Here is a 23,873-nt window from a genome sequence, read left to right as displayed (position 1 = left end):
TGGGCGGGGGGAGTCAGCCAGCGCCAGGCGCGGCGGTGCGCGCCTAGCGCAGCAGGTTGGTTTTGGCCAGTTCGACCAGTTCGTCGGCACGGCCGTTCATGACGGCCTTCAGTGCCCACAGGCTGAAACCCTTGACCTGTTCCGCCTTCAGCGCGGGCGGCATGGCCAGCTCCTGGGTGTTCGTCACTACGTCGAGCAGGGCCGGTCCATCGTGCGCCAGCATCGACGCAATGGCGTCGGGCAATAGCAGGGGGTCTTCCACGCGCTGCGCGTGCACGCCCACCGCGCGCGCCATGGCGGCGAAATCCGGATTCTGCAGGGCGGTGCCGCTCTCCAGAAAGCCCGATGCCTTCATTTCCAGCGCCACGAAGCCCAGCACGCTGTTGTTGAAGATCACCACCTTGACCGGCAGCCCCTGCTGCACGAGCGTGAGGAAGTCGCCCATCAGCATGGCAAAGCCGCCGTCGCCGGACAGGCTCACGACCTGTCTGTCCGGGAAGGCGGCCTGCGCGCCGATGGCCTGCGGCAGCGCGTTGGCCATCGACCCGTGCGCCAGCGATCCGATCAGCCGGCGCCGGCCGTTCATGCGCAGGTAGCGCGCGGCCCAGATGGTGGGCGTGCCCACGTCGAACGTGAAGATCGCATCGTCGGCGGCCTGCTCGCTGAGCAGCCGGGCCAGGTATTGCGGATGGATGGGACGCCGGCCGCTGTCGCCGGTGGCAAGGTCGTCCAGCTGCTTGCGGGCGTCGCGGTAGTGGCGCACGCTTGCATCGAGGAAGGCGGTATCGGCCTGCGGGGTCAGGCGCGGCTGCAGCGCGTCGAGCGTGGCGGCCACATCGCCTACGAGCCCGAGGTCCAGCCGCGTGCGACGCCCGAGATTCTCCGGCCGTACGTCGATCTGCACCACGCGGGCCCCTTCGGGATAGAACTGCCGATACGGAAAGTCGGTGCCCAGCATGACCAGCGTGTCGCAGTTCTGCATGGCGTGGTAGCCCGAGCTGAAGCCGATCAGCCCGGTCATGCCCACGTCGTAGGGATTGTCGTATTCGATGTATTCCTTGCCGCCCAGCGCGTGGACCACTGGCGCCTTCAGTGTCTCGGCCAGCCGTACCACCTGGTCGTGCGCACCGGCGCAACCGCGCCCGCACAGCAGCGTGGTGCGGTGGCCGCCACGCAGCAGTTCGGCCAGCGCGTCCAGCGACGCTGCATCGGGCACCACCACGGGCGCCGGCAGCGCCATCGACGCCGGTGCGGATATCGCCGCCGTCGCAACGGCCCGCAGCGCCACGTCACCCGGAATGACGATGACCGCCACGCCACGACGCCCCACGGCGGCGCGAATCGCGGTTTCCAGCACGCCGGGCAGCTGCTCCACGCTGGACACCAGCTCGCAGTAGTGGCTGCATTCGCGGAACAGCTGTTCGGGGTGGGTTTCCTGGAAATAGTTGCGGCCGATCTCGGTGCTTGGAATGTGGGCGGCAATCGCCAGCACCGGGACGCGCGAGCGATGGCAGTCGAACAGACCGTTGATCAGGTGCAGGTTGCCCGGCCCGCAGCTGCCGGCGCACACGGCAAGGTTGCCGGTCAGGTGGGCTTCCGCGCCGGCCGCGAAGGCGGCGGTTTCCTCGTGCCGGGTGTGAATCCAGTCGATGTCGCCGCGCTGGCGCAGCGATTCGGTCAGTCCGTTGAGGCTGTCGCCGACGACGCCAAAGATGCGGCGAACGCCGGCGCCGTGCAGCACCGAGGTGATCAGATCGGCTGCATTTTCCGTGGCCATGCTGTGCTCCTTGTCCGGGAAGGGATGCCTGTCGGATAAGCCAGGCAGGGAAAGATTCAACCTAGCCTACGTCGGGCCGATCCGCCAGCCTTGTGTTCCGGTGGGCGCACTTTTGGATTCGCACGGTGCGCGGCTGGCGCCGCCGCGCTACCGATCGTGGCGGCGGGGCTACTGCTGGCGCGGAATCGAGAAGGCAAAGCGGCTGCCATGCGGCGCCAGCGCCTCGGCGCGCAACTGGCCGCGGTGCGCTTCGACAATCGACTTGCAGATGGCCAGCCCCATCCCCATGCCGTTGACCTTGGTGGTGTAGAACGGCTCGAACACCTGCTCGGCGAGGTCCGGGCCGATGCCGGTGCCGGTGTCGGCCACGCTGACTTCCAGCAACTGAGCATCGACCAGGCGCGTGGCCAGGTGCAGCACGCGGGGCCTGTCGTGGATCTCGCCCATGGCGTCGATGGCGTTGACCACCAGGTTCAGGATCACCTGCTGCAACTGGATATCGTCGCCAAACGCATGCGCGGGTTCGGCATCGAGCGACAGTTTGAGCGCGATCTGCCGCCGCTCGATCTCGTTGCGCGAAATTGCCAGGATATGGCGGATGGCCTGGTGGATGTCCACCTGGGCCAGCACCGGCGCGGCGTTGCGCGTCAGCGCCTGCAGGCTGCGGATCATGTCGCCGGCGCGCTGGCCCTCGCTGCGGATCGCCTCCAGCCCTTCGCGCGCATTGGCGATGTCGGGCGTGGGGCGTGCCAGCCAGCGCAGGCTGGCGCCGGCATTCGACACGATCGACATCAGCGGCTGGTTCACCTCATGCGCGATCGACGCGGTCAGCTGGCCCACCGTGGTGGCGCGCGCTACGCGGGCCAGGTCGGCCTGGGCGCTGCGCAGCGCGTCTTCGGCCTGGCGTCGCGCGGTGACGTCCGTCACCGTGCCCACATAGTTCAGTTCGCCATCGTCGCCCGGCAACGGCTTGCCAATGGCGGCCAGGTAGCGGATCGATCCATCGGCCCGCACGATGCGATGCTCCACGCGGATGGTGGCTTGCCGCGCGACATGGGTCTCGGTGACGTGCCGCACCATCTCGCGGTCCTCGGGGTGCATGCGCGACAGGAAGACCTCGAACGGCAGGTCGTGCTGGTCGGGGTCGAGTTCATAGATGCGGCGCAGTTCGTCCGAGCCCGTGAAGCGGTCGCGCTTCAGGTCCCAGCGCCAGCTGCCCGTGTGGCTGACGCTTTCGCCCATGGCCAGCGATGCCTCGCTGGCGCGCAGTTCGCGCTCCACCTGCTGGCGGCGTTCGTTTTCGGCCAGCAGGTCGTCGTAAAGTCGTGCCGTGCGCAGCGAGATGGCCGCCTGCGAGGCAATCAGTTCGAGCACACGGGTGCGGTCCAGCGTAAAGGCATCGCGCACCAGACGGTTTTCAAGATAGAGCGCGCCGATGACCTCGTTGTGGCGCAGCATCGGAATGCATAGCGCGGAGATGTCCGCCATGTCCGCCGGGTTGCCGGGCCGACCGAAGTACGGGTCGATCGCAAACGGGTTGGCGCCGACCGACGTGCCGGCCATGGCGGCCTGTCCTGTACGCACGGCCGTATGGAGCATGGTGATGGGCAGCGCGCTGGCGGTGGCCGGGTCTTGCGTGACATGCACACGGATGCCTTCGGCGGTGGTGTCCGCGCTGGCCTCGACGACCGGCCCTTCGGGCCGCATGCGGATCAGCAGGCCGCGTTGAGCGCCCGCGTATTCGAGCACGATCGTCATCAGCTTGTCGATCAGGCGGTCGAGACGGATTTCCTCGCTCAGCGCCCGGGATGCCTTGATCACGCTCTCGGCATCGAGCGTCTGCGCGCTGGTGCCCAGATGCCAGGTACGCAGCGGTGTGGCATCCACGATCTCCGGATGGTCGGTTTCCAGTTGCCGTGCCTTGCCGAAGGCGCCCCAGCGCAGGTACGCGTCGCGCGCATGGCGACGATGTGCGGCGGCCGTCGATGCCAGCCCATGTGCTGCGCCGAGCCGTGCTGCGCGCTCGTGTGCCATGGCCGCGATCTGCACGAACCCGTGCGCGGTGGCATGGGCGATGGACTGTTCGTAGCGCGACATGGCGGTCAGTGCGTCGCCTTCCAGCCGGGCCAGCTCGGCTTCCACCAGCAGCGCCTTGTCGGCGAAAGTCAACGGGTTGGCTCGTGCCCAGTCGCGCAGCTTCCGGGCATCGGCACGCAGCATCTGCCAGGCCGCCGTATCGGGCGCGGCCGGCGCTGCATCGAGCTGGGCGGCAAGCGTCAGTGCACGCGTCAGGTGGAAGTCGAGCTGATGGATATGGGCAGGCGCCGACCATGCGAACGTGGCCGCGTGGTCGAGACATTGCGCGGCCGCATCCGCGTGGCCGGCCATCAGCAGGACGTTCGACCGATACACGGCCTGCCAGAATTCGAATGTGCTGAGACGTTCCTCCGCGGGTTCCTGAGCCTTCGGCACGCCGGTGGCCTGCCACGCGAGCGTGCGCAGCCCGTCGACAAACCGTTGCTGCAGCAGCAGGATGGCCTCCACGTCACCGAACCGGGCGGCGCGCACGAACTGCAGGCCGCGCGAAATCTCGGCTTCGACATCGTCGAGCGCATCGCCACGCGACAGCATGACGGCCACGACGTGACAGCACGCATAGCAGGCCGTGGTGATGTCGCCGTGCGCCACCCCCGCGGCAAAGCCGGCCCGCGCGCACTCGATGGAATAGGACAGCGGCTGGGTCCACACGCTGAGCTGGTCCAGCGGCAACAGGGTGCGCGCCTCGTGCGCGGCATAGCCATGACGCGTGGTCAGCCGCCGGGCCAGTTCGCCGTAGCGAAAGCCGTCGTGGTACGCGCCATAGCGATGGCAAACCAGTACGCCGAGCCAGCCCAGCGACGCGGTGGCGGATGCGCTCATGCCATGCGCCAGCGTCAGCCGCATCATCTGGCACAGCGTGGCGAACGCCAGGTTCGGGTCCGTGAAGCTGGCCGGAATCTGCAGTGCCGACAGCAGGCCCATGGCGGCGTCGATACGGGCGTCGGCCACATCCGGCAGGGCAAGCAGGGCGTCGAGCCGCGTGGCATCGAGCTGTGGCCGGATTTCGGCGTACAGGGCATCGCACAGGTCGTTGGACGGATGCGGCGGCAGGTCGATGCCAAAGCCATGCAGTCCCTCGATGGCCTGCTGCACCGCCAATGCGTTTTCGGACCGCCGCGTGTGCATTTCGATCTTCAACCGGTACACGCCGGCCTGCCGCAACGGGCCGGCTGGCCGTTTGAGCAGTTCGGCGGCCAGCGCGAGCGCCTCGTCAAGCCGGCCTTGCAGGAACCAGCAATGGGCCTGTTCCTCCAGCAGCGAGAAGACGAGCCCGTCGGCGGCAGCAGACGGCACGCCCGGCCCGCACGCGCGACGCAGGCCGCTGTCGATGTAATGCAGCGCGGCGGCGTAGGCGGCCGTGCTGCGGGCGCGCCGCGCGGCGTCCAGGAACAGCGTGGCGATGGCGCGGGCGTCGTCGATCGACGTCTCCTGCGCCTCCCCATGCATCAGCAGGTCTGCGGCACGGAACAGCAGGTCGTCGCGCCCATCGTGCCGGGTCGATTGCGCGAGCAGGCGTCCCGCTCGCAGGCTCAGCCGGGCGCGTGCGGCAGCGTCGATGCCGTCGAGCGCAGCTTCCTGGATGCGGTCATGCGTGAAGAAGTACGCCTGCTGGGCCAGCATCAGCAGCCCTGCGGCGCGCGCGGGCGCAAGCCGGGCATGCAGTGCGCGCTCGGACAGGTCGAAGATGTCGCACAGCAGCGCGACGGGCGATTGGCTGCCCAGGCACGCCATGCCGCGCAGGCAGTCGCGCGTTTCCGCCGGCAGCGGGTGCAGCCGCTGGAGGCTCAGTTCGGCCACGTTGTCGGTGTAGCTGCGCTGCTCGATGGCCTCCAGGTCGAATTGCCAGCTGTCGCCCTGGGGCGAGCAGGTGATCAGCCGTTCGTCGGCCAGCGTCCGCAGGAACTGCCTGACAAAGAACGGGTTGCCCAGCGTCTTGGCGTGGACGCGCTGTGCCAGCGTCTGCACGGCCGGCCCGGGCATGCGCAGGGCCTCGGCAAGCAACGTGGCGACCGATGCCACCGACAGGTTGGCCACGGGGATGTCCCGCACCGCCGCCTGCAGGCGCAGCGCGGCCAGCGGCAACGCATCAGCGGCGCGCGCGGTGCAGACCAGCAGCAGGGGCAGCGGCGTCGAGGCGTCGGCCAGCCGCGCCAGAAGCTGCACCGACGGCTGGTCGAGCCACTGGATATCGTCGATCAGCAGCACGAAGGGCAGGTCCGGCTGCGCAAAAGCCTGCACCAGCTGGCGCATCGCGATGCCGACGTGCACATCCGCATCGGCGCCTTGCGCGGCGGGCGGCGCCGGAAAGTCGTCGACCAGCAGTCGCAAGGCCGGCGCGATGCGGGCGGCAACCTGGCCGTAGTTGCCGAGGCCCTGCGCCAGCCGCCGTTGCCACATCCGTACCGCCTCTTCGGGCAGGCCGAGGATTTGATGAACCAGCGTGCGGAAGGCATCGGCCAGGACGGCGTAGGGCACAGCCTCGCGAAACGGGTCCGCCTTGCCGACCGCGCAACACGCGCGCCGCGCCTGAATGGTCTGGAGGAAGGCCTGCGTCAGTGTGCTCTTGCCAACCCCCGATGGGCCGGTGAGCGCTGCCACGGCCGGTGTGCCACTGGCCTGCACGCCGGCAAAAGCGTCGGCTAGGGCGGCAAGTTCGAGGTCGCGCTCATACAGGCTGTCCGGCAACGCCAGATCGGCGGAGATGTCGCGCTCGCCGGCTTCGAACGGTTCGATATGGCCATGTGAACGCCATGCGTCGACGCACCGGGTCAGGTCGGCGTGCAGTCCGGCTGCGGTCTGGTAGCGGCGCGACGGGCTCTTTTCCAGCAGCTTGAGCACGATTCGCGAGAGCATGGGTGGCACGTCGGGCGCGATGGCATCGGGCGGCAGCGCCGTGCCAGCGACGTGGCCGTGAATCCACTCGCCAAGGTCGTCCGGATTCCTGACGCCGAACGGCAATTGCCCGGTCAGCAACTGATAGAGGATGACCCCCAGCGCGTAGAGATCGCTGCGTGCGTCGATGGCATGCCGGGTACGGCCGGTATGCTCCGGCGACATGTACGCCGGGGCTTCGCCCGCCAGCGTCGTCACAGCGGGGCGGTCGGCGTCGGGCTGCGAGGCGTGGATGGCAAAGCCGAACCGGCCGATCCGGCAGCGCCCGGCGTCATCGACGAACAGGCTGCACGGCGTGATGGCCCGATGCACGAGGCCGCACTCGTGTACTGCCTTCAGCGCCGCGCTGGCCCCCAGCGCGATCGACAGCACCTGCGCCACGGGCAGTCGCTGTCCTGCCAGGGAGGATACCGGCGTGCCGGCGTGGTCGTCGTAGACGGCCGCCACGCCCTGGCGGTAGCGCGCGAGGGTGCGCGGCACCAGCGCCCATTCGGTGCGCAGCAGTCCGCGCAATGCGAATTCGGTCTCGATGCGCCGCGCGGCATCGGGCTCCGCGCGCGGGGACGCCGCATGTGCCAGCATCAGCGTGCTGCCGGTGCGGGCATGCACGCCGCGCGAGAGTGCCACGATGCCGTCCTGCAGGCAGGGCTCGAAGCGGTATTCCGACAGGGAAAGGGCGTCTTGCGGGCCGTTCCGGAGGTGATTCGGCAGGCTGGATTCGTCGGTCGTCATGGGGCGGCGCCGGAGAAAAAAGGAGACCTGGGAGTGGGCCTAGTTTCCGGGGCGGATCTGCAGCGCGTTCTCGATGCAGTCGATGATATCCGTATCCTGGAAGGGCTTGTTCAGGAAACAGGCCGCGCCGGCGTCGCGGGCGCGCTGTTCGTAGCCTTCCTGTGCGAAGGCCGTCATGAAGATGACGGGCATCCGGTGCCCCCGGGCGCGCAGCGCCTCGCACAGGGCAAAGCCATTCATCCCGGGCATCTGCACGTCGGTGATCACGCAGTGGATGCCGGCGATCGATGCGGATGCCAGCAGTTCGGCGCCGCCGCCGTAGAGTTCCGCGGTCATGTCCAGCGAGCGCACCAGTCTGCCCATGGCATGCCGGACGGAAGCGTCGTCGTCGACAATGGCAATCACGGGGGTGGCAGTCACACGGAATCCTTGAGAAGTCTGGAGCGGTGACAGGGGCCACCGCTTGCGCACAGCATAATCCCGCCGGGCCATGCTCAACATCATACGGTGGTATTGCCGGTGTTCCGCCGACAGCGGAAGCCGGCGCAGCAACCATGGTCCGCGCGGAAACCGACAAGGATATTCGCTTCGGGCCCGCTCCGCCACGAATCGGAGCGGACCCATACCAAGGTATTAGTTACGCCCCGTGCGTGGCATCGGGCCTCAGAAGTTGTGCCGCATGCCCAGGGCGAACGTCTGCGGGTCGGCCCCGGCGCTGACGCCCAGCTCGTTGATGGCGAAGTCGTAGATCGCGTTCTTCTTGTTGTTGATGCGGCTGTAGAAGACGAACAGCGCCGTGCGTTTGGACAGCGGATAGTCGTAGCCGACCGTGAACTGCGTCGCGCCGGTCTCCGGGCCGCTGCGGAAGAAGCCGATCGTATCGGTGGATGACCCCGTGCCGTTGGCGGCCAGCGCGAAGCCCACCCGCACGCTGCCCGGGCCCAGCTGCTGCACCAGCGACGCATAGTAGCCGTTGCGCTGCAGGTCGCCGGTGTCGGTGCGGTAGTGCAGGTGTTCGTAGAGCGCCGAAATGCGCGTGCCCTTGAACAGCTGGTAGGCCACGCCCACCTTCAGTGCATCGTCATTGCGCCCGGCGGCCTGGTAGTGCTGGTGGATCTCGTAGGCCAGCGTGGCGTTCAGCGGTCCCTGGTCGTAGACCACGGCGGCCGAATACAGCGCCGGGTTGCGCGCTACCGCGTTTTTCTCCTCGGGCAGGCCCCAGCCCAGCCAGACGCTGACACCGGCCAGCTGCGGCGTGCGGTACTGCAGGATGTTCTTCTGGCGGCGGTCGAACGAGCTGGTGTCCTGCACGTTGTCGGAGCTGGACGTCGAGCCGTTGCCGATCAGCGCCATGTAGCCGGCCGTGGTCGGATAGTACGGGTCGTACGCCATGGTCGACTCGGTGTAGGGCGTGTGCCAGTGCCCCATGAACAGGAGGCCATAGTCGCCCTGCAGGCCGATGCGCGAATTGCGCGTGGCGATGCCGCCCTGGCCGTTGTCGATCGACAGGTTGCTTTCGATCTGCCAGACGGCCTTGAGGGAGCCGCCCAGCCCTTCCTCGCCGCGCAGGCCCCATACCGACCGGTAGTTGGTCTGCCGGACCACGCTGCCCAGCGCCGTGCCGTCGGTGGCCGTGCTGGCGCGCGAGTATTCGATGGCGGTATTCAGCCGGCCGTAGATCGTCACGGAGTCGGCCGCCAGCGCCGATGCAGGTGCGGCCAGCGCCGCCAGCAGCGCAAGCCCGTCAGTGCGCCGCATCGGTCTTTTCATCGTTCTTTGCCGTCAGCGTGGCCGGCCCGGGCGTGCCGGTGATCTTCGGCACGCACTCGGAATGGAACCACGAGAGGGTCACGGGCTCGCCGGCAATCATGCGTTTGATCGGCGGCACCACCTGTTCGCCGATCAGCATGCCCAGCAGGCCGATCAGCGCCACGGCCGGCGGCGCCGGGGAACGCACCTGCATCAGGGCATAGATGATGCCGACCAGGATGCCGGCGCCAAGAGAGACAAGGTAGATCTTCATGATGGTCTCGCAATACAACAACAAAACGACAAAACGGCAAATGTGAGGATCAGCGCGTGGCGCCGGGCAGCCCCACGCCCAGCAGGTGCCGCACACGCGGCGGCTCGCTGGCCACGTGGAACCGGGCCACGTCGCGCTGCAGGTCGGCATCGGCGTTCGGTACGCGTCGATGCTGGCGCAGGTGTTCGGCCCACGACTCGACCAGGAACCACTCGGTCAGCAGTTCGGGGTTGGCCGGGTCTTCCATGACGCCCCAGTTGAAGGCACCGTCGCGCAGGCGTTCCTCGGACAGGTGATGGACGGCACGCAGGAACGCCTCCCGGTTGGCCGCCGGAATGCAGTATTCGATCAGGATCATGACCGGGCCGCGATCGTGGGCGATGTCGTCGGCCATCTCCGGTTCCGGCCAGTGATGTGCCGGCCCCAGGTCTTCCTCGCCGCGCGGCAGGCGGATGCGGTTCAGCAACAGGGCCGCCACGACCAGGCCCGCGCCGGCAATCAGCAGCGCGTGCGGCGTGCCCAGGGCCTGGGCCACAAAGCCCCACAGCAGGCTGCCGCCGGCCAGCGCGCCGTTGAATACCATCTGGTAGACAGCCAGCGCACGGCCGCGCACCCAGTTCGGCAGGATGGCCTGTGCCGCACCGCCGAGCGTGGTCAGCGCCAGGATCCACGCGGCGCCCAGCACCAGCAGCAGCGGCAGCGCCAGCCAGACCGGCGGGGCGAACGACAGCCCGGCCATGACCACGGCGGTTGCGATGGCGGACACCAGGATCACGCCGTCGCCGTCGAGCCGCTTCTGCAGCGTGGGCATGGACAGCGCGCCCAGAATCGCGCCGGCGCCGACCGCGCCCAGCAGCACGCCGTAGAGCCCGGCGCCGCCGTGCAGCAACTGCTTGGCGACAAGCGGCAGCAGGGCCCAGACGCTGCTGCCGAACGCGAAATGCACGGCCGCCCGTAGCAGCACGATATGAAGCTTGCTATGGGCCCGCGTGAAGCGCAGCCCGGCGCGGAAGGCGCTGAAGAAATGCTCGCGCAGCGGATCGCGCGGCTGTGCTGGGCGCTTCCACCAGATCAGCGCGCCGATCACGAACACATAGCTGATCAGATCGGCACAGTAGGTCGCGGCCGCGCCCAGCCCGGCCAGCAGCAGGCCGCCCATGGCGGGGCCGATGGCGCGCGCGATATTGACGCCCAGGCCGTTCAGGGCCACGGCCTGCCGCAGCGTATTCGCGGGCACGAGTTCGGGCACGATGGACTGCCAGGTCGGCCCCATCATCGCCGCGCCGATACCGCCGGCAAACGCCAGCGCAATCAGGATCTCGATCGTCAGCCCGTTCTGCCACGACAGGAAGGCCAGCGAACCGCTGACTGCCGCCAGCGCGATCTGGATCACGATCAGGAAGCGGCGGCGATCCAGGATATCGGACAGCACGCCCGCCGGAATGGCGAGCAGGAAGACCGGCAGCGTCGCCGCCGCCTGGATGGTGGCGACTGCGGCCGGTGACGACGACAGGTCGGTGGCCAGCCAGGCACTGGCCACATCGCGCATGAAGCTGCCGATATTGCCGAGGATCGTGGCCACCCAGAGGACGGCGAATGTTGGCTGGGCCAGCGGCGCGAACGAGCCGGACGGCTTGGCCGTGGAGGTTGCGGCGGCCTGCGTCATGCGCGGCCCCGCGTGCGCAGGTCGTGCCAGGCGACCAGCAGGAAGCCCCCTACCAGCCCAAGGTGCTCGAAGAACGCATTCATCAGCATGAAGTAAGCATCGGGAGGGGCGCTCCAGAAGCGATTGGCCATGAAGGTGGCGGCCAGCGTGAAGGCGGCCAGCGCCAGCGCGCCGAGCCAGCGGTACACGCCGAGCAGGATCATGGCGGGCGCGGCCAGTTCCAGCGCGATCGTGGCCGCCGCCATCGGCACGGCTGGGCTCAGGCCAAAGTGCTGCATCTCGGCCACCGCGCCGGAGAAGTCGAACAGCTTGACGAGCCCGCCTTGCAGGTACGCCGCGCACAGCAGCAGCAGGGCGATCCAGTGCATCCAGCGCGGCAGCCGGTGCGTGGTGTCGCCGGCCGCCGCCAGCGGGGAAGAGGTATAGGGCATGACGGGTCTCCGGTTCAATGCAATGCGGATGGCGGGGATGCAGCCGGCGTCAGAACGCCCAGCAGGAGCAGCCCAGGGCGCCCCAGAAGCTGCTTTCGTCCGACGTCGGCACGCTGGACGTCCACGCCTTGGCATGCGCATGGCCGTGCACGCCGCACGAACTGGCGCAGCCGCAGGCGGTGTTCATCGCCAGCTGCTTAGCCTTGGCCGTCGGGCGCGGCTGGTACTGGCTGCCATGGCGGGCCGGCGACCAGTCGGGCATGGCCGGCGGAATGTCGGGCGAATGGGGGCCGAACTCGCTGTCGCCGTAGACCACCTTGCCGCCCAGCACCGTCATCACGGACGTGATGTCCTGGATGTCGTCGCCCGGCACGGCGAAGTAGTCGGCCGACAGCACGGCCAGGTCGGCCAGCTGGCCAGCCTTGATCTGGCCCTTCTTGCCTTCTTCGGACGAGAACCACGTGTTGGCTTCGGTCCACAGGCGCAGCGCGGTCTCGCGATCGAGCAGGTTGGCCTGCGGATACATCGACATGCCGCCCACGGTCTTGCCGGTGGTCAGCCAGTACAGCGACACCCACGGGTTGTACGACGCGACGCGCGTGGCATCGGTGCCGGCGCCAACCTTCACGCCTTTTTCCAGCATCTTCTTGATCGGCGGCGTGGCTTCGGCAGCCTTGGCGCCGTAGCGTTCGACGAAATACTCGCCCTGGTAGGCCATGCGGTGCTGCACCGCGATGCCCCCGCCCAGTGCCGCGATGCGGTCGATGTTGCGGTCGGAGATCGTTTCGGCGTGGTCGAAGAACCAGTTCAGGCCGTTGAACGGCACGTCCTTGGCCACCTTCTCGTAGACGTCCAGCGCGCGGTCGATGGTCTGGTCGTACGTGGCGTGCAGGCGCCACGGCCAGCGTTTTTCGGCCAGCAGGCGGATCACCGGCTCCAGGTCGGCTTCCATCGACGGCGGCATGTCGGGGCGCTCGACGCGGAAGTCTTCGAAGTCGGCGGCCGTGTAGACCAGCATTTCGCCGGCGCCGTTGTGGCGGTACAGGTCGTCGCCCTGGCCCGGCTTCACCGTGGAAGTCCAGGTCTTGAAGTCGCTCAGTTCTTCCTTGGGCTTCTGCGTGAACAGGTTGTACGCCAGGCGCACCGTGAGCTGGCCTTCCTTGTGCAGCTCCTCGATGATGTTGTAGTCCTCGGGGTAGTTCTGGTAGCCGCCGCCGGCGTCGATCACGCCGGTCACGCCCAGGCGGTTCACCTCGCGCATGAAGTGGCGCGTGGAATTCTTCTGGTACTCGGGCGGCAGCTTCGGGCCCTTGGCCAGCGTGGCGTACAGGATGGTCGCGTTGGGCTTGGCCAGCAGCAGGCCGGTGGGATTGCCGGCCTTGTCGCGGATGATCTCGCCGCCCGGCGGGTTCGGGGTGTCCTTGTTGTAGCCCACGGCGCGCAGCGCGGCGCCGTTCAGGATGGCGCGGTCGTACAGGTGCAGAATGAACACCGGCGTATCGGGCGCCACCGCGTTCAGTTCCTCGATGGTCGGCAGGCGCTTTTCGACGAACTGGTGCTCGGTGAAGCCGCCGACCACGCGCACCCATTGCGGTGCGGGCGTGCGGGCAACCTGGTCCTTGAGCATGCGCATGGCGTCGGCCAGCGAACGCACGCCGTCCCAGCGCAGTTCCATGTTGTAGTTCAGGCCGCCACGAATGATGTGCATGTGGCTGTCGATCAGCCCGGGAATGGCCCGCCGGCCATTCAGGTCGATCACTTTCGTCTTGGCAGCCGCGAGCTTCATGATCTCGTCGCGCGTGCCCACGCTGATGAAGCGGCCGTCCTGGATGGCCACGGCATCAGCTTGCGGGTTGGACTTGTCAAGGGTGGTGAACTTGCCGTTGACCAGGATGAGATCGGGAGTCGGGTTCGGTGACATGGCGAAAAGCTCCGAAGAGGCTGCCGCGCCAAGCGCGGCGGCCGAGGCGATGAATTGCCGGCGGGTGACTGACATGGGTTCAGGCGCCTCAGGCGTTCAGGAAAGCCAGCAGGTCGGCATTGACCTGGTTGGCGTTGATCACGCACATGCCGTGCGAAGCGCCGGGGTAGACCTTCAGCGTGGCGTTCTTGACGATCTTGGCCGACAGCCTGGCTGAGTTGTCGATCGGCACGATCTGGTCGTCGTCGCCATGCAGGATCAGCGTGGGCACGTCGATCTTCTTCAGGTCTTCGGTGTAGTCCACTTCCGAGAACTCCTTGATGCACAGGTACTGGCCCAGGATGCCGCCGGCCATGCCCTGCGCCCAGAAGGCGTCGATGGTGCCCTGCGATACCTTGGCGTTGGGGCGGTTGAAGCCGAAGAACGGCGTGGCCAGGTCCTTGTAGAACTGCGAGCGGTTCTCAGCTACGCCCTTGCGGATGTTGTCGAACACTTCCAGCGGCAGGCCGTTCGGGTAGGCGGCGCTCTTGGCCATGGTCGGGGGCACGGCGCCGATCAGCACGGCCTTGGCCACGCGCTTCGTGCCGTGGCGGCCGATGTAGCGGGCCACTTCGCCGCCGCCGGTGGAGTGCCCGACCAGCGTGGCACCCTTGATGTCCAGCGCGTCGAGCACGGCGGCCAGGTCATCGGCGTACGTGTTCATGTCGTTGCCTTGCGCCGGCTGGTCCGAGCGGCCATGGCCGCGGCGGTCGTGGGCGATCACCCGGAAGCCCTTTTGCACCAGGAACAGCATCTGGGCGTCCCAGGCGTCGGCGTCCAGCGGCCAGCCGTGCGAGAACACCACCGGACGGCCCGAACCCCAGTCCTTGTAGAAGATGCGCGTGCCGTCCTTGGTGGTCACGTAGTGACCCTGCTTCGACTGGCGGCCCGCGGCCGGTGCGGCTTCCGCAGCGGCCGGCGTCAGCGCGGCCATCGATGCCACGGTGGCAGCGGCTGCGCCCATCGTGCTGCCGACCAGCAGCTTGCGGCGAGACGCGTCGTGTTGTTCGGCCTGGGATTGGGGGGCGACGTTGGACATGAGATTTCCCTGCAAGAATGAGTTCAGATTGTTTGAGTTATCGGCCCGGCGTATTGCGTGGCTATTCGCCGGCCGTGCTGCGATGGGGAGAACTTTAGCGGCGCGAATGCGGTGCCTGCCGCACTCGCGCTGTACATTTCATTCAAATAAATTGAATGTCGATGGCGGGCTGTTAGCGGGCCGGCACCGGCGCGATGGATTCATGCGGCGTGGCCGTGCGCTGGGCGGCCTTGTGGACCATCGTGTAGGCGTAGTCCACGCCCATGCCGTAGGCGCCCGAATGTTCCTTGACGAGCTTCATCACGGCGTCGTAGGTGTCGCGGTGCGCCCAGTCGCGCTGCCATTCCAGCAGCACCTGCTGCCAGGTCACGGGCACGGCGCCGGCCTGCACCATGCGCTGCATGGCGTAGTCGTGGGCTTCCTTGGTGGTGCCACCCGAGGCGTCGGCCACCATGTAGATCTCGTAGTCGCCTTCCAGCATGGCGCACAGGGCAAACGTGGTGTTGCAGACTTCGGTCCACAGACCCGCGACCACCACCTTCTTGCGGCCGTTGGCCTTCAGGGCATCACGCACCTTCTGGTCGTCCCAGGAATTCATCGAGGTGCGTTCCAGCGTCTTGGCATTCGGGAACACGTCGAGGATTTCCGGGTACGTGTAGCCCGAGAACGATTCGCTTTCGACGGTGGTGATGGTGGTCGGCACGTTGAAGATCTTCGCGGCCTTGGCCAGGCCCACCACGTTGTTCTTCAGCGCCTGACGGTCCATCGATTGCACGCCGAAAGCCATCTGCGGCTGGTGGTCGATGATGATCAGCTGGCTGTTCTGCGGTGTCAGTACTTCGAGCTTGGGGTTCGACATGATGAAAATTCCTTGAAACGAAGGTTGGGGCTGGCGCGGACGGCGCAGCGTGCGCTGGCCCGTTCGGCACCGGTTGCATCGACGTCGTCATGCCTGGGGACAGGCAAGATGCAACCCGACGCAAGACTAGACGGCACATGCGTATGCAGCCATTGGCCCATCGTATTAGGCGGACGTATCTACGGATTAGCGGTCCGTCGCGGCGTTCGCGAGCGAACTTGCGGGCGCCCGGCAAGCGGCGGCCGGCAGGCTTGCGATCACGCCAGTGGACAGGACCGGACATGGGAAACTGGGACGATGGGGGTAACAAGGCACGCGCAGGGTAGGCGGGCGCTTGCGGCTTCGCCATACACACTTGGTATAGGTATTGGCGGGCCCGCCGACAAGCAGGGTTTTGCGGGGCCGTTTCGGCGGCGCTGTCCACTCAGCCAATGGTATGGGTGGCGAAGCGGCGCGTGCTGTGCTGAAATGCTGGACGCGCGCCGGGCCATGTCCGCCCTCATGCGCGCGGATTCCGCCCGACCTGCCGCCCGGCCACGCTCCACTGTCCTGGTGCTTCGGGCGGCACCGCAACATGCCCTCAAGGACCTTGGAGAACAGAGCCGTGACATCCCAGAGCGGGGACCCTGCCGGTACTGGCGCCGCCGACGACGCGATGGTGCTGATCGTCGACGACGATGCCATGCTGCGCGCCGGCCTGGGCAACCTGTTTCGATCGGTGGGGATGCAGACGGCGCTGTTCGGCTCGGCAGCCGAGCTGCTGGAATACCGCTTGCCTGATGTGCCGTGCTGCCTGGTGCTTGACGTGCGACTGCGCGGTCCGAGCGGGCTCGACCTGCAGACCCGGCTGGCGCAGATGGGCGTGCATATCCCGATCATCTTCATGACCGGCTACGGCGATATCGCCATGACGGTGACCGCCATGAAGGCGGGCGCCGAGGATTTCATGGCCAAGCCGTTCCGCGACCAGGACCTGCTCGACGCCGTGTCGGCGGCCATCGAGAAAGACCGGCTGCGACGCCGGGGCCTGCGCAAGGTTGAGGAGATTCGCGGCAACTACGCCACGCTGACGCCGCGCGAGGCGGAAGTCATGGGCATGGCCGTCTCGGGCCTGCTGAACAAGCAGATCGCCGGGGAGATCGGCATCAGCGAGGTGACGGTGAAGATCCACCGTGGCCAGGCCATGCGCAAGATGCGCGCCCGCACCTTTGCCGATCTGGTGCTGATGGCCCAGCAGATCGGCCTCTGCAAGGCCGAGCAGTAAATCAGCAGGTCAGCAGGTCAGTCTGCCGGCGTTCCCGGCACGCGCCGGGGACCAGGCTCAGCCAAACTTGCGGGCCGCGTCCAGTGCCAGCCCTGAACCGATACCGCCGAACAGGTCGCCTTCCACGCGCCGCGCGCCGGGCAGCAGCCGCGCCAGTTGCTCGCGCAGCATCGGTACGCTGCTGGAGCCGCCGGTGAACAGGATGGTATCCACCGCATCGGCCGGAACGCCGGCCGTCTTGAGCATGCCCTTCACGGTGCTGGCCGTCTTGTCGACCAGTTTCGAGATCGATTGGTCGAAATCGTCGCGCGTGACATCCAGCGTGGTATCGGGCGCGATGCGCGCGAGGTCCATGGTGGTGAGCGGCGCCTCGGACAGCGCAATCTTCGCGGCTTCCACCTGGATCGCCAGCCAGTGTCCCGCGCGGTCCTTGATCAGGCGGATCAGGCGGTCGAGCTTCTCGGTTTCGGCGGCATCGCGATAGTTGTCCATCACGATGGCCCAGGCGCGGCGCGTATAGACCAGGTTGATCGTGTGCCAGCTGGCCAGGTCGAAATACTGGCCCGACGGCATCGCCTTGCCGTTGCGCAACTGGCTGTTCAGGCCCAGCATCGGCATGACGCTGGCCAGGCTCAGTGCGCGGTCGAAGTCGGTGCCGCCGATGTGCACGCCGCCATTGGCCAGGATGTCCTCGCGGCGGTCGGTCTTTCTGGCGCGCTCGGGCGACAGCCGCACCAGCGAGAAGTCCGACGTACCGCCGCCGATGTCGGCCACCAGCACCAGTTCCTCGCTGCCGATGCCGGCCTCGTAGTCGAAGGCGGCCGCAATCGGCTCATACTGGAAGGCGATGTCCTTGAAGCCCGCGTCGCGGGCAATCTCCGCCAGCGTGTCCTCGGCCAGCTGGTCGGCGGCGGCATCCTCGTCGATGAAGTGAACCGGACGCCCCAGCACCGCCGCGCTGAACTGGCGGCCGGCAGCGCGCTCGGCGCGGCCCTTCAGTTCGCCGATGAAATGCGCCAGCAGCTTGCGGAACGGCATGGCCTGGCCCATGACCTCGGTGCTGTCGTCCATCATCGACGTGCCCAGCAGGCTCTTGAGCGACCGCATCATGCGGCCCTCGTAGCCGGCCAGGTAGTCGGCCAGCGCGGCGCGGCCGTAGCTGACGAGCGGATCCTCGGCGTGGAAGAAGATCACCGATGGCAGCGTGGACTTGTCGTCTTCCAGCGGCAGCAGCGTGGGTGCGCCGGGACGCAGCCAGCCGACGGTGGAATTGGACGTGCCGAAGTCGACGCCGCAAGCGTTTGAGATCATGGGAATGCAGGGGTTCAGGTGCAGCAGGATGCCGGCGGCGCGCTTGTCCGCTGCTATTTGAAGGAGGCGGGGTCGGGTGCCGTGGCGTGGGGCGCTATTGTAGGGGTTTTCCTGGCATGGGGTGGAAACGGCGGCGCGGCGTGCCATCGGGGATCACCCCATGCGGGTTTGTGCCAACTGTTCTGCACACCGGCGTTGCAGTCTACTGAAGTCGCAGGTTGCAGTGTGACTGACCGGTACGACACCACCGGCCAGCCGTTTGGAAAACCGACTGGAGACAATACCATGGTGACCAAGCAGGACGAATCACGCATTTTCCGCGAACTGGTGGCGCTGGCCACGCTGGAGGCACTGGGCGGCGCGATTGCACTGGGCTTCGTGTTCAATCTGCTCACATGACGCGACGCGAGGACGGGGACCGCCACTGACGGCCCCTTTCTCGTTTCCGGCAGTGTTCTGCCCGTGCGTGGCCTGATCCGCAGCAGGATCGGCACCCCGCCGGCAGGCTTGCCGGAACCCCACTAGAATGGCGCATCGCCCGGCAAGGTGCCGGGTCAGACCTGGGAGTCTAGGATGCGTATTCTGGTGGTCGGTGCCGGCGCGACTGGCGGCTATTTCGGAGCACGGCTGTTGCAGGCCGGGCGTGACGTGACCTTTCTGGTGCGCGCGCGGCGGGCTGGGCAACTGGCGGAGCATGGGCTGCGCGTGAAGAGCCCGCAGGGCGATCTGCACATCGCCACGCCCCCTGTCGTGCTCTCGGAGCAGATCACCACGCCGTACGATGTGGTGCTGCTGAGCTGCAAGGCCTATGACCTGGCCAGCGCAATGGATTCGATCGCCCCGGCCGTCGGCCCGGACACGGTGATCGTGCCCCTGCTCAACGGCATGCGGCACCTGGACCAGCTCGATGCCCGCTTTGGCGCGGCCCGCGTGATGGGCGGCCGCTGCCTGATTTCGAGCACGCTCGACGATCAGGGCACCATCCTGCATCTGTCGGCATTCCACGTCCTGTCGTTTGGCGAGCGCCCGTCGGGCAACAGCCCCCGCGCGCAGGCGCTGGCCGAAGTGTTCGGCAACGCGGGCTTCGACGTGCAGCGCAGCGACGCGATGCTGCAGGACATGTGGGAAAAATGGTTCTTCCTGGCCACGCTGGCGGCTGCCACCTGCCTGATGCGGGCCACCATCGGCGACATCCTTGCCGCGCCGGGTGGCCGCGAGACCATTGCGTCCCTGCTGGACGAATGCGCCGCCATCGCGGCGGCCAACGGCTATCCGGTGCGCGAGCCGGCGATGCAGCAAGCCAGGACCACGCTGTTCACGGAAGGCTCGCCGATCACGGCATCGATGCTGCGCGACGTGGAGCGTGGCGCCGCCATCGAATCGGACCAGATCGTCGGCGACCTGCTGGCACGCCGGGGCCGCACCGATGCGCCCACGCTCGGCATGGCACTGACCCACCTGAAGGCGTACGAGGCCCGCCGCGCCCGCGGCGGCTGACGTCAGGCCCCGCCGCCGTCGATGCTGGCTTCGCTGTTGGCCGTGGCCGTGGCCGCGCGCGCGAGCAGCCAGGCCAGCAGTTCGGCTTCGGGCATCGGACGCGCCAGCAGGTAGCCTTGCATGGCATAGCAGCCGATGCCGATCAGCGTCTGCCGGTCGGCTTCGTGCTCCACGCCCTCGGCCACGACTTCGAAGCCGAACGAGCGCCCGAGATTCAGCACCGCACGCATCAGATCCTGGTTGCGCGGCGACTGCGCGATATCGGTGATGAAGCTGCGATCCACCTTCACGCATGCCGCGCCCAGCTGGCGCAGCGCCCCGAGGCCGGAATAGCCCACGCCGAAGTCGTCGAGCGCAATTGCCACGCCGGCCCTGGCCATGTTGGCCAGCTTGCCTTGCACGGCCATCACGTCGAGCGCCACTTCCTCGGTGATTTCCACGGTCAGCAGGCCCGGTTCGATCCGGCAGGCCTCCAGCGTCGACAGCAGCAGCTGGTCGATGTCCACCTGCGCCATTTCGCGCGGTGACAGGTTGATGGCGATGGGAATGCGTTGCCCGCCCTGTGCCTCGATGGCTTTCGACAAGCGGCAGACCTTCGACAGCGTGGCGCGCAGCAATGTCTCGGACAAGCCGGACGCCGCTGCCACCGACACCAGTTCCGGCGGCGGGACCCAGCCATGGCGCCCGTGCTTCCAGCGGATCAGCGCCTCAAGGCTGCGCACCCGCGCGCCGCCTTCGGCGAAGATCGGCTGGAACCAGACCTCGAGCCTGTCGTCGGCCAGTGCGCGCGGCAGATCGCGTTCGATGTCGCGCTGCATCTGCAGGTGCCGGTGCAGGTCGTCGTCGAACACGTACACGCTGTTGCGGCCCGCACGCTTGGCTGCGTACAGCGCGGCGTCGGCAAACAGCAGCATGTCGTCCAGGGAGATGTCCGGCCCGCGGCAGATGCCGATGCTGATGCCTACCGCGCAGAATTCGTAGCCTTCCAGCGGCTGGCGCACGGCCTCGATCAGCCGGGCGGCCAGCGAGGACGGGCAATCGTCGCTCTCAATCGGATCGTAGAGCAGCATGAACTCGTCGCCGCCCATGCGGCCCACCAGCATGGCAGGCCCGGCCACCGACTCTAGCCGCCGCGCCACCTCGCGCAGCACGCCGTCGCCAGCCTTGTGGCCGAACGCGTCGTTGATGAGCTTGAAGCCGTCCAGGTCCAGCAGCAACAGGCAATGCCGGCCGCTCAAGCCGTTGGCAAATCGCTTGTTGGCCCGAGCGAAGAACCCGCTGCGGCTCAGCAGGCCGGTCAGCGGGTCCAGGCTGGCGAGCGTCCACATCTCGTCGGCACGATTCACGGCGTGGTCATGCGCGATACGCAGAGAATCCTGGATGGCGGTGGCCTCGTTCTTGAGCCGGATCGAATGCCGGATCTGCCGCTCACTTTCCAGCGTGCACCGGACGAGTGCGGCCAGGTAGAGCAGCGTGGTGCCGGCCAGCCAGAACTTGTCGAAATCGCCGAACCACAACAGGCATGCGGCGGCCGACAGCAGTGGCGGTGTGATGAAAAAGAATGGAATACGCGCGTACGCAAAGCCGTGGGTCACCGCACCGGCGGTGATGCCGCAGACCACGGTCAGGTAGAACAGCGTCTGCGGCGACGTGTAGCCGTCGCACAGCACCGGAATGGCAGCCCAGGTCAGGCCCGACAGCAGCGCCAGCGTGCAATGGATGCGCAGGTGGCGTGCCACCGTGCGTGCCAGCCGGTCATCGTCCGGCCGCGTGGTGCCGGGCGCCCGGCCCACCGGCACCTGGCACATCCAGATGCGCAGCATGTTCCAGAGCAGGGAAAACACGAACCATACCGCCGCCGTGGCACCGCGCCCTGCGTGCCAGGCCACGGCCAGCACGCTCACGCCCAGGATGATGTTGATCGGAATCGACAGCCGGACCGTGCGGCGCACGGCCAGCAACTGGTCGTGGCGGGTCTGCCAGGGCAGGGCCCCCTCGACGGGCTTGACGGGCCCGTTGACCGCTCCGCCGCCGATGCCACCGGTATTTCTGATGTTCCCGCCGATGCTTCCGCCGTTTGCCCCGTCGGCGGCGCGCAGGCCGGCCAGCGCCGCGCCCTGCGCACGATCTGTCTGTTTCATCGATTCATGCCCGCCGCCGATCGCATGCCCCGTGCGCTGTGCGCCGCAAGGCAGGATGGCGGTCTTCCGCGTCCTGACTACCCGGTTCCCGTTTTTCTGATGTCTGCCCTGCGCCGCGACGTTCGCCGTCGTCGACGACAGGTTCATGAACCGTGGTGCCCGTCAAACTCCGCCATGCCGGCCGTGTCCCCGATGCCGGCAATGCGGAACCTTCGTCCCGTCAGGTGTTGATGGCTCAAGGCATGGTGGTTTGCTCATCGATGGTGGCTCGCACGTGTTCGCGCGGAAGGAAACGGCGAGTATAGGTGCAAACTGGCACGGAGGCGCCGGCATCGGCGCTCAGGCCTCGATGGCAGCGCCCGCGTGCTCTTGCCAGAACGCCAGGAATTCGGCCCGTGGCATGGCTTTGCCGAACAGCCAGCCCTGGCCGTACTGCACGCCGCGTTGCCGTAGCGCCACGCGCTGCGCTTCGGTTTCGATGCCCTCGGCCACCATATCGATGTCCAGCGCGCGAGCCATCCCGATGATATGGGGCCCGACCGACTTCGACGGGGCGTCGGTCGTCATCGATCCGACAAAGGCCTTGTCGATCTTGATACCGTCCACGTCCAGGTCATGCAGATAGGCCAGGCTCGAATAGCCGGTGCCGAAGTCGTCGATCAGGATCGGATGGCCGGCCTTGCGGAAGGCCGCGATCATCTCGCGGCAGGCGGTGTCATTGGCAAAGCCGCGCTCGGTGACCTCGATCCAGATCTGCCCTGCGCGCACGCCGGCGCGCGCCAGTGCCGCGCTGATGGCTGGCAGCGTGTCGTGGGCGCGGAAGTCGTCCGGCGAAAGGTTGATCGATACATGCATGGCCGGATCGGCGGCCAGGTGCGGGCCAAGGTCTGCCAGCACGGCCTCGATCACGCACGTGGTGATGGCGTGGATGACACCGACCGATTCGGCCATCGGAATGAAGCGGTCCGGCAGCACCACCGAGCCGTCCGGCATGCGCCAGCGCACCAGCGCCTCGGCGCCGACGCAGCGTCCGTCGTCGAGCGCCATCACGGGCTGGTAGACCGCGAAGAACGCCTTGTGGCGGATGGCATCCTGCAGCAGGTAGGTGGGGCTGCGCAGGCGCCGGCCCCACCGCAGCATCAGCCAGGCGGCCAGGGCGCTGGCCAGCAGCGCCACGGGCAGGCCGACGACCAGCAGTTGCCGCCAGGTGCCGGCCATCTCGTCGCGCGGCTCGTAGGCCACCACGGCGAATGGCAGGTGTTGCGACTGCTTGACGTCCAGATAGCGATCCCCCCGCACCTTGCCGTCGAGCTTCTCGGCCCATGCGCGCTGCAGGGTAGCCGTATCGGTGTCGTCCCAGATCGCCACCGCCTTGCCCGAGTGCGTATCGATCATGCCGAGGCGAATCTGCGCATCGAGCGGAACGATGTCGATGAAGAACTGCGCGTCGACCACGGCCACGTGCCGGCCCACGCGAAACTGGACGGCGGGCGGCGGTTCCCCCGTGGCATCGATGCGATACACGGCCCGCAGCGCCGGCAGCGAGGCCCAGCGCGGATTCTGGCCTGTGATGCTGCGCAGCGCGCCCGGCAGCGATGACGACGCGCACAGCAGCTGCTCGCCATCGAGGTAGACGATCTGTCGCGCGTAGCGGTGATGGAGGTCGGCCTCGCGCATGGCGTCCAGATGATCCGGGGTGCATGGCGGGCCGTCGAACTGGTCCGCCTGGCGGGCGGCCTCGACGGCATCGCGTGCCACCGCTTCCACACGGAGCAGCGCGCGTTCGGTGAAAGCGTCCACGCGCTGGCGGAACAACTGCTCGGCCAACTCGCGCGACACCCATGTGGTGAGCGCCACCGGGCCGCAGACGCCCAGCGTGATCGCGCAAAACATGAAGAGCCAGTGGCGCCGGGTCATTGGGTCAGGGTGGATGGAGTGCGAGGCAGCATAGCAGAACGATCTCCATGACATGTCTGATATTGCGCATGCAGCGACGGGTCGTCGGGCTGCCGCGCGTCCGACTCGGCCGGCCGCTTGACCGGGGTCACGCACGGCATCTTGGGGCTGCGTGGCGCTTGGTCTGGGCGCCCCAACGACCGCGCCGTCCCGCATTCGACATTTCACGACAGGACGAACCTTCCCTGGCCCGCGCGCTGCGAAGATGGCGACATCGCCCATTCA

At 67.6% G+C, this 23,873-nt stretch carries 15 protein-coding genes; 2 read left to right on the top strand and 13 right to left on the bottom strand.

Features of this window, described 5'->3' with window-relative positions:
* Positions 1-43 precede the first annotated feature (43 nt).
* From poxB to BLQ58_RS09090, 10 genes are all read right to left on the bottom strand, one after another.
* Complete coding sequence (gene poxB / locus BLQ58_RS09135; protein ID WP_092596791.1) at positions 44-1,777, bottom strand: ubiquinone-dependent pyruvate dehydrogenase; 1,734 nt, start codon at positions 1,775-1,777, stop codon at positions 44-46.
* A 168-nt stretch (positions 1,778-1,945) separates the two neighbouring features.
* Positions 1,946-7,501, bottom strand: a complete 5,556-nt coding sequence (locus BLQ58_RS09130) for a trifunctional serine/threonine-protein kinase/ATP-binding protein/sensor histidine kinase (RefSeq protein ID WP_092596788.1) — start codon at positions 7,499-7,501, stop codon at positions 1,946-1,948.
* 39 nt (positions 7,502-7,540) lie between these two features.
* On the bottom strand, positions 7,541-7,921 hold the full coding sequence (locus BLQ58_RS09125; RefSeq protein WP_254775864.1) for a response regulator transcription factor: 381 nt from the start codon (positions 7,919-7,921) through the stop codon (positions 7,541-7,543).
* A 243-nt stretch (positions 7,922-8,164) separates the two neighbouring features.
* Positions 8,165-9,259, bottom strand: a complete 1,095-nt coding sequence (locus BLQ58_RS09120; protein WP_092596785.1) for a porin — start codon at positions 9,257-9,259, stop codon at positions 8,165-8,167.
* Positions 9,246-9,524 (bottom strand): XapX domain-containing protein, encoded by a 279-nt coding sequence (locus BLQ58_RS09115; RefSeq protein WP_092596782.1) that lies wholly within the window; start codon positions 9,522-9,524, stop codon positions 9,246-9,248. The genes BLQ58_RS09120 and BLQ58_RS09115 overlap by 14 nt, the downstream gene beginning before the upstream one ends.
* 49 nt (positions 9,525-9,573) lie before the next feature.
* A complete protein-coding gene (locus tag BLQ58_RS09110; protein ID WP_092596779.1) occupies positions 9,574-11,190 on the bottom strand; it encodes an MFS transporter in 1,617 nt (538 codons plus the stop codon).
* Positions 11,187-11,621, bottom strand: coding sequence for a DoxX family protein (locus tag BLQ58_RS09105; protein ID WP_092596776.1), 435 nt, complete (start codon positions 11,619-11,621; stop codon positions 11,187-11,189). The genes BLQ58_RS09110 and BLQ58_RS09105 overlap by 4 nt, the downstream gene beginning before the upstream one ends.
* 49 nt (positions 11,622-11,670) lie before the next feature.
* Positions 11,671-13,542 carry an amidohydrolase gene (locus BLQ58_RS09100; RefSeq protein ID WP_217635984.1) on the bottom strand — a complete coding sequence of 624 codons (1,872 nt, stop codon included), beginning with the start codon at positions 13,540-13,542 and terminating at the stop codon, positions 11,671-11,673.
* 88 nt (positions 13,543-13,630) lie between these two features.
* Positions 13,631-14,545: an alpha/beta fold hydrolase gene (locus tag BLQ58_RS09095; RefSeq protein ID WP_254775882.1), complete on the bottom strand. Its 915-nt coding sequence runs from the start codon at positions 14,543-14,545 to the stop codon at positions 13,631-13,633.
* Positions 14,546-14,792: 247 nt separating this feature from the next.
* Positions 14,793-15,479, bottom strand: coding sequence for a hydrolase (locus tag BLQ58_RS09090; RefSeq protein WP_092596770.1), 687 nt, complete (start codon positions 15,477-15,479; stop codon positions 14,793-14,795).
* A 655-nt stretch (positions 15,480-16,134) separates the two neighbouring features.
* On the opposite strand from BLQ58_RS09090, the gene BLQ58_RS09085 reads away from it, so the two are divergent.
* Entirely contained in the window at positions 16,135-16,743 is a 609-nt protein-coding gene (locus BLQ58_RS09085) for a response regulator transcription factor (RefSeq protein ID WP_254775881.1), read from the top strand.
* A gap of 57 nt (positions 16,744-16,800) precedes the next feature.
* Here BLQ58_RS09085 and BLQ58_RS09080 read toward each other — a convergent pair whose 3' ends face one another.
* A complete protein-coding gene (locus tag BLQ58_RS09080) occupies positions 16,801-18,054 on the bottom strand; it encodes an Hsp70 family protein (RefSeq protein WP_092596764.1) in 1,254 nt (417 codons plus the stop codon).
* A gap of 573 nt (positions 18,055-18,627) precedes the next feature.
* Between BLQ58_RS09080 and panE the strand changes: the two genes are divergently transcribed.
* Positions 18,628-19,551, top strand: coding sequence for a 2-dehydropantoate 2-reductase (gene panE, locus BLQ58_RS09075; protein ID WP_092596761.1), 924 nt, complete (start codon positions 18,628-18,630; stop codon positions 19,549-19,551).
* A gap of 2 nt (positions 19,552-19,553) precedes the next feature.
* On the opposite strand, the gene BLQ58_RS09070 is transcribed toward panE, so the two are convergent.
* Positions 19,554-21,692 (bottom strand): putative bifunctional diguanylate cyclase/phosphodiesterase, encoded by a 2,139-nt coding sequence (locus BLQ58_RS09070; protein ID WP_092597345.1) that lies wholly within the window; start codon positions 21,690-21,692, stop codon positions 19,554-19,556.
* Between the two features lie 339 nt (positions 21,693-22,031).
* On the bottom strand, positions 22,032-23,663 hold the full coding sequence (locus BLQ58_RS09065; RefSeq protein ID WP_175459873.1) for an EAL domain-containing protein: 1,632 nt from the start codon (positions 23,661-23,663) through the stop codon (positions 22,032-22,034).
* Positions 23,664-23,873: the final 210 nt, after the last annotated feature.

This window comes from Ralstonia sp. 25mfcol4.1, assembly GCF_900104095.1.
Lineage (GTDB): Bacteria > Pseudomonadota > Gammaproteobacteria > Burkholderiales > Burkholderiaceae > Cupriavidus.
This window is presented reverse-complemented; position numbering and strand designations above follow the sequence as displayed.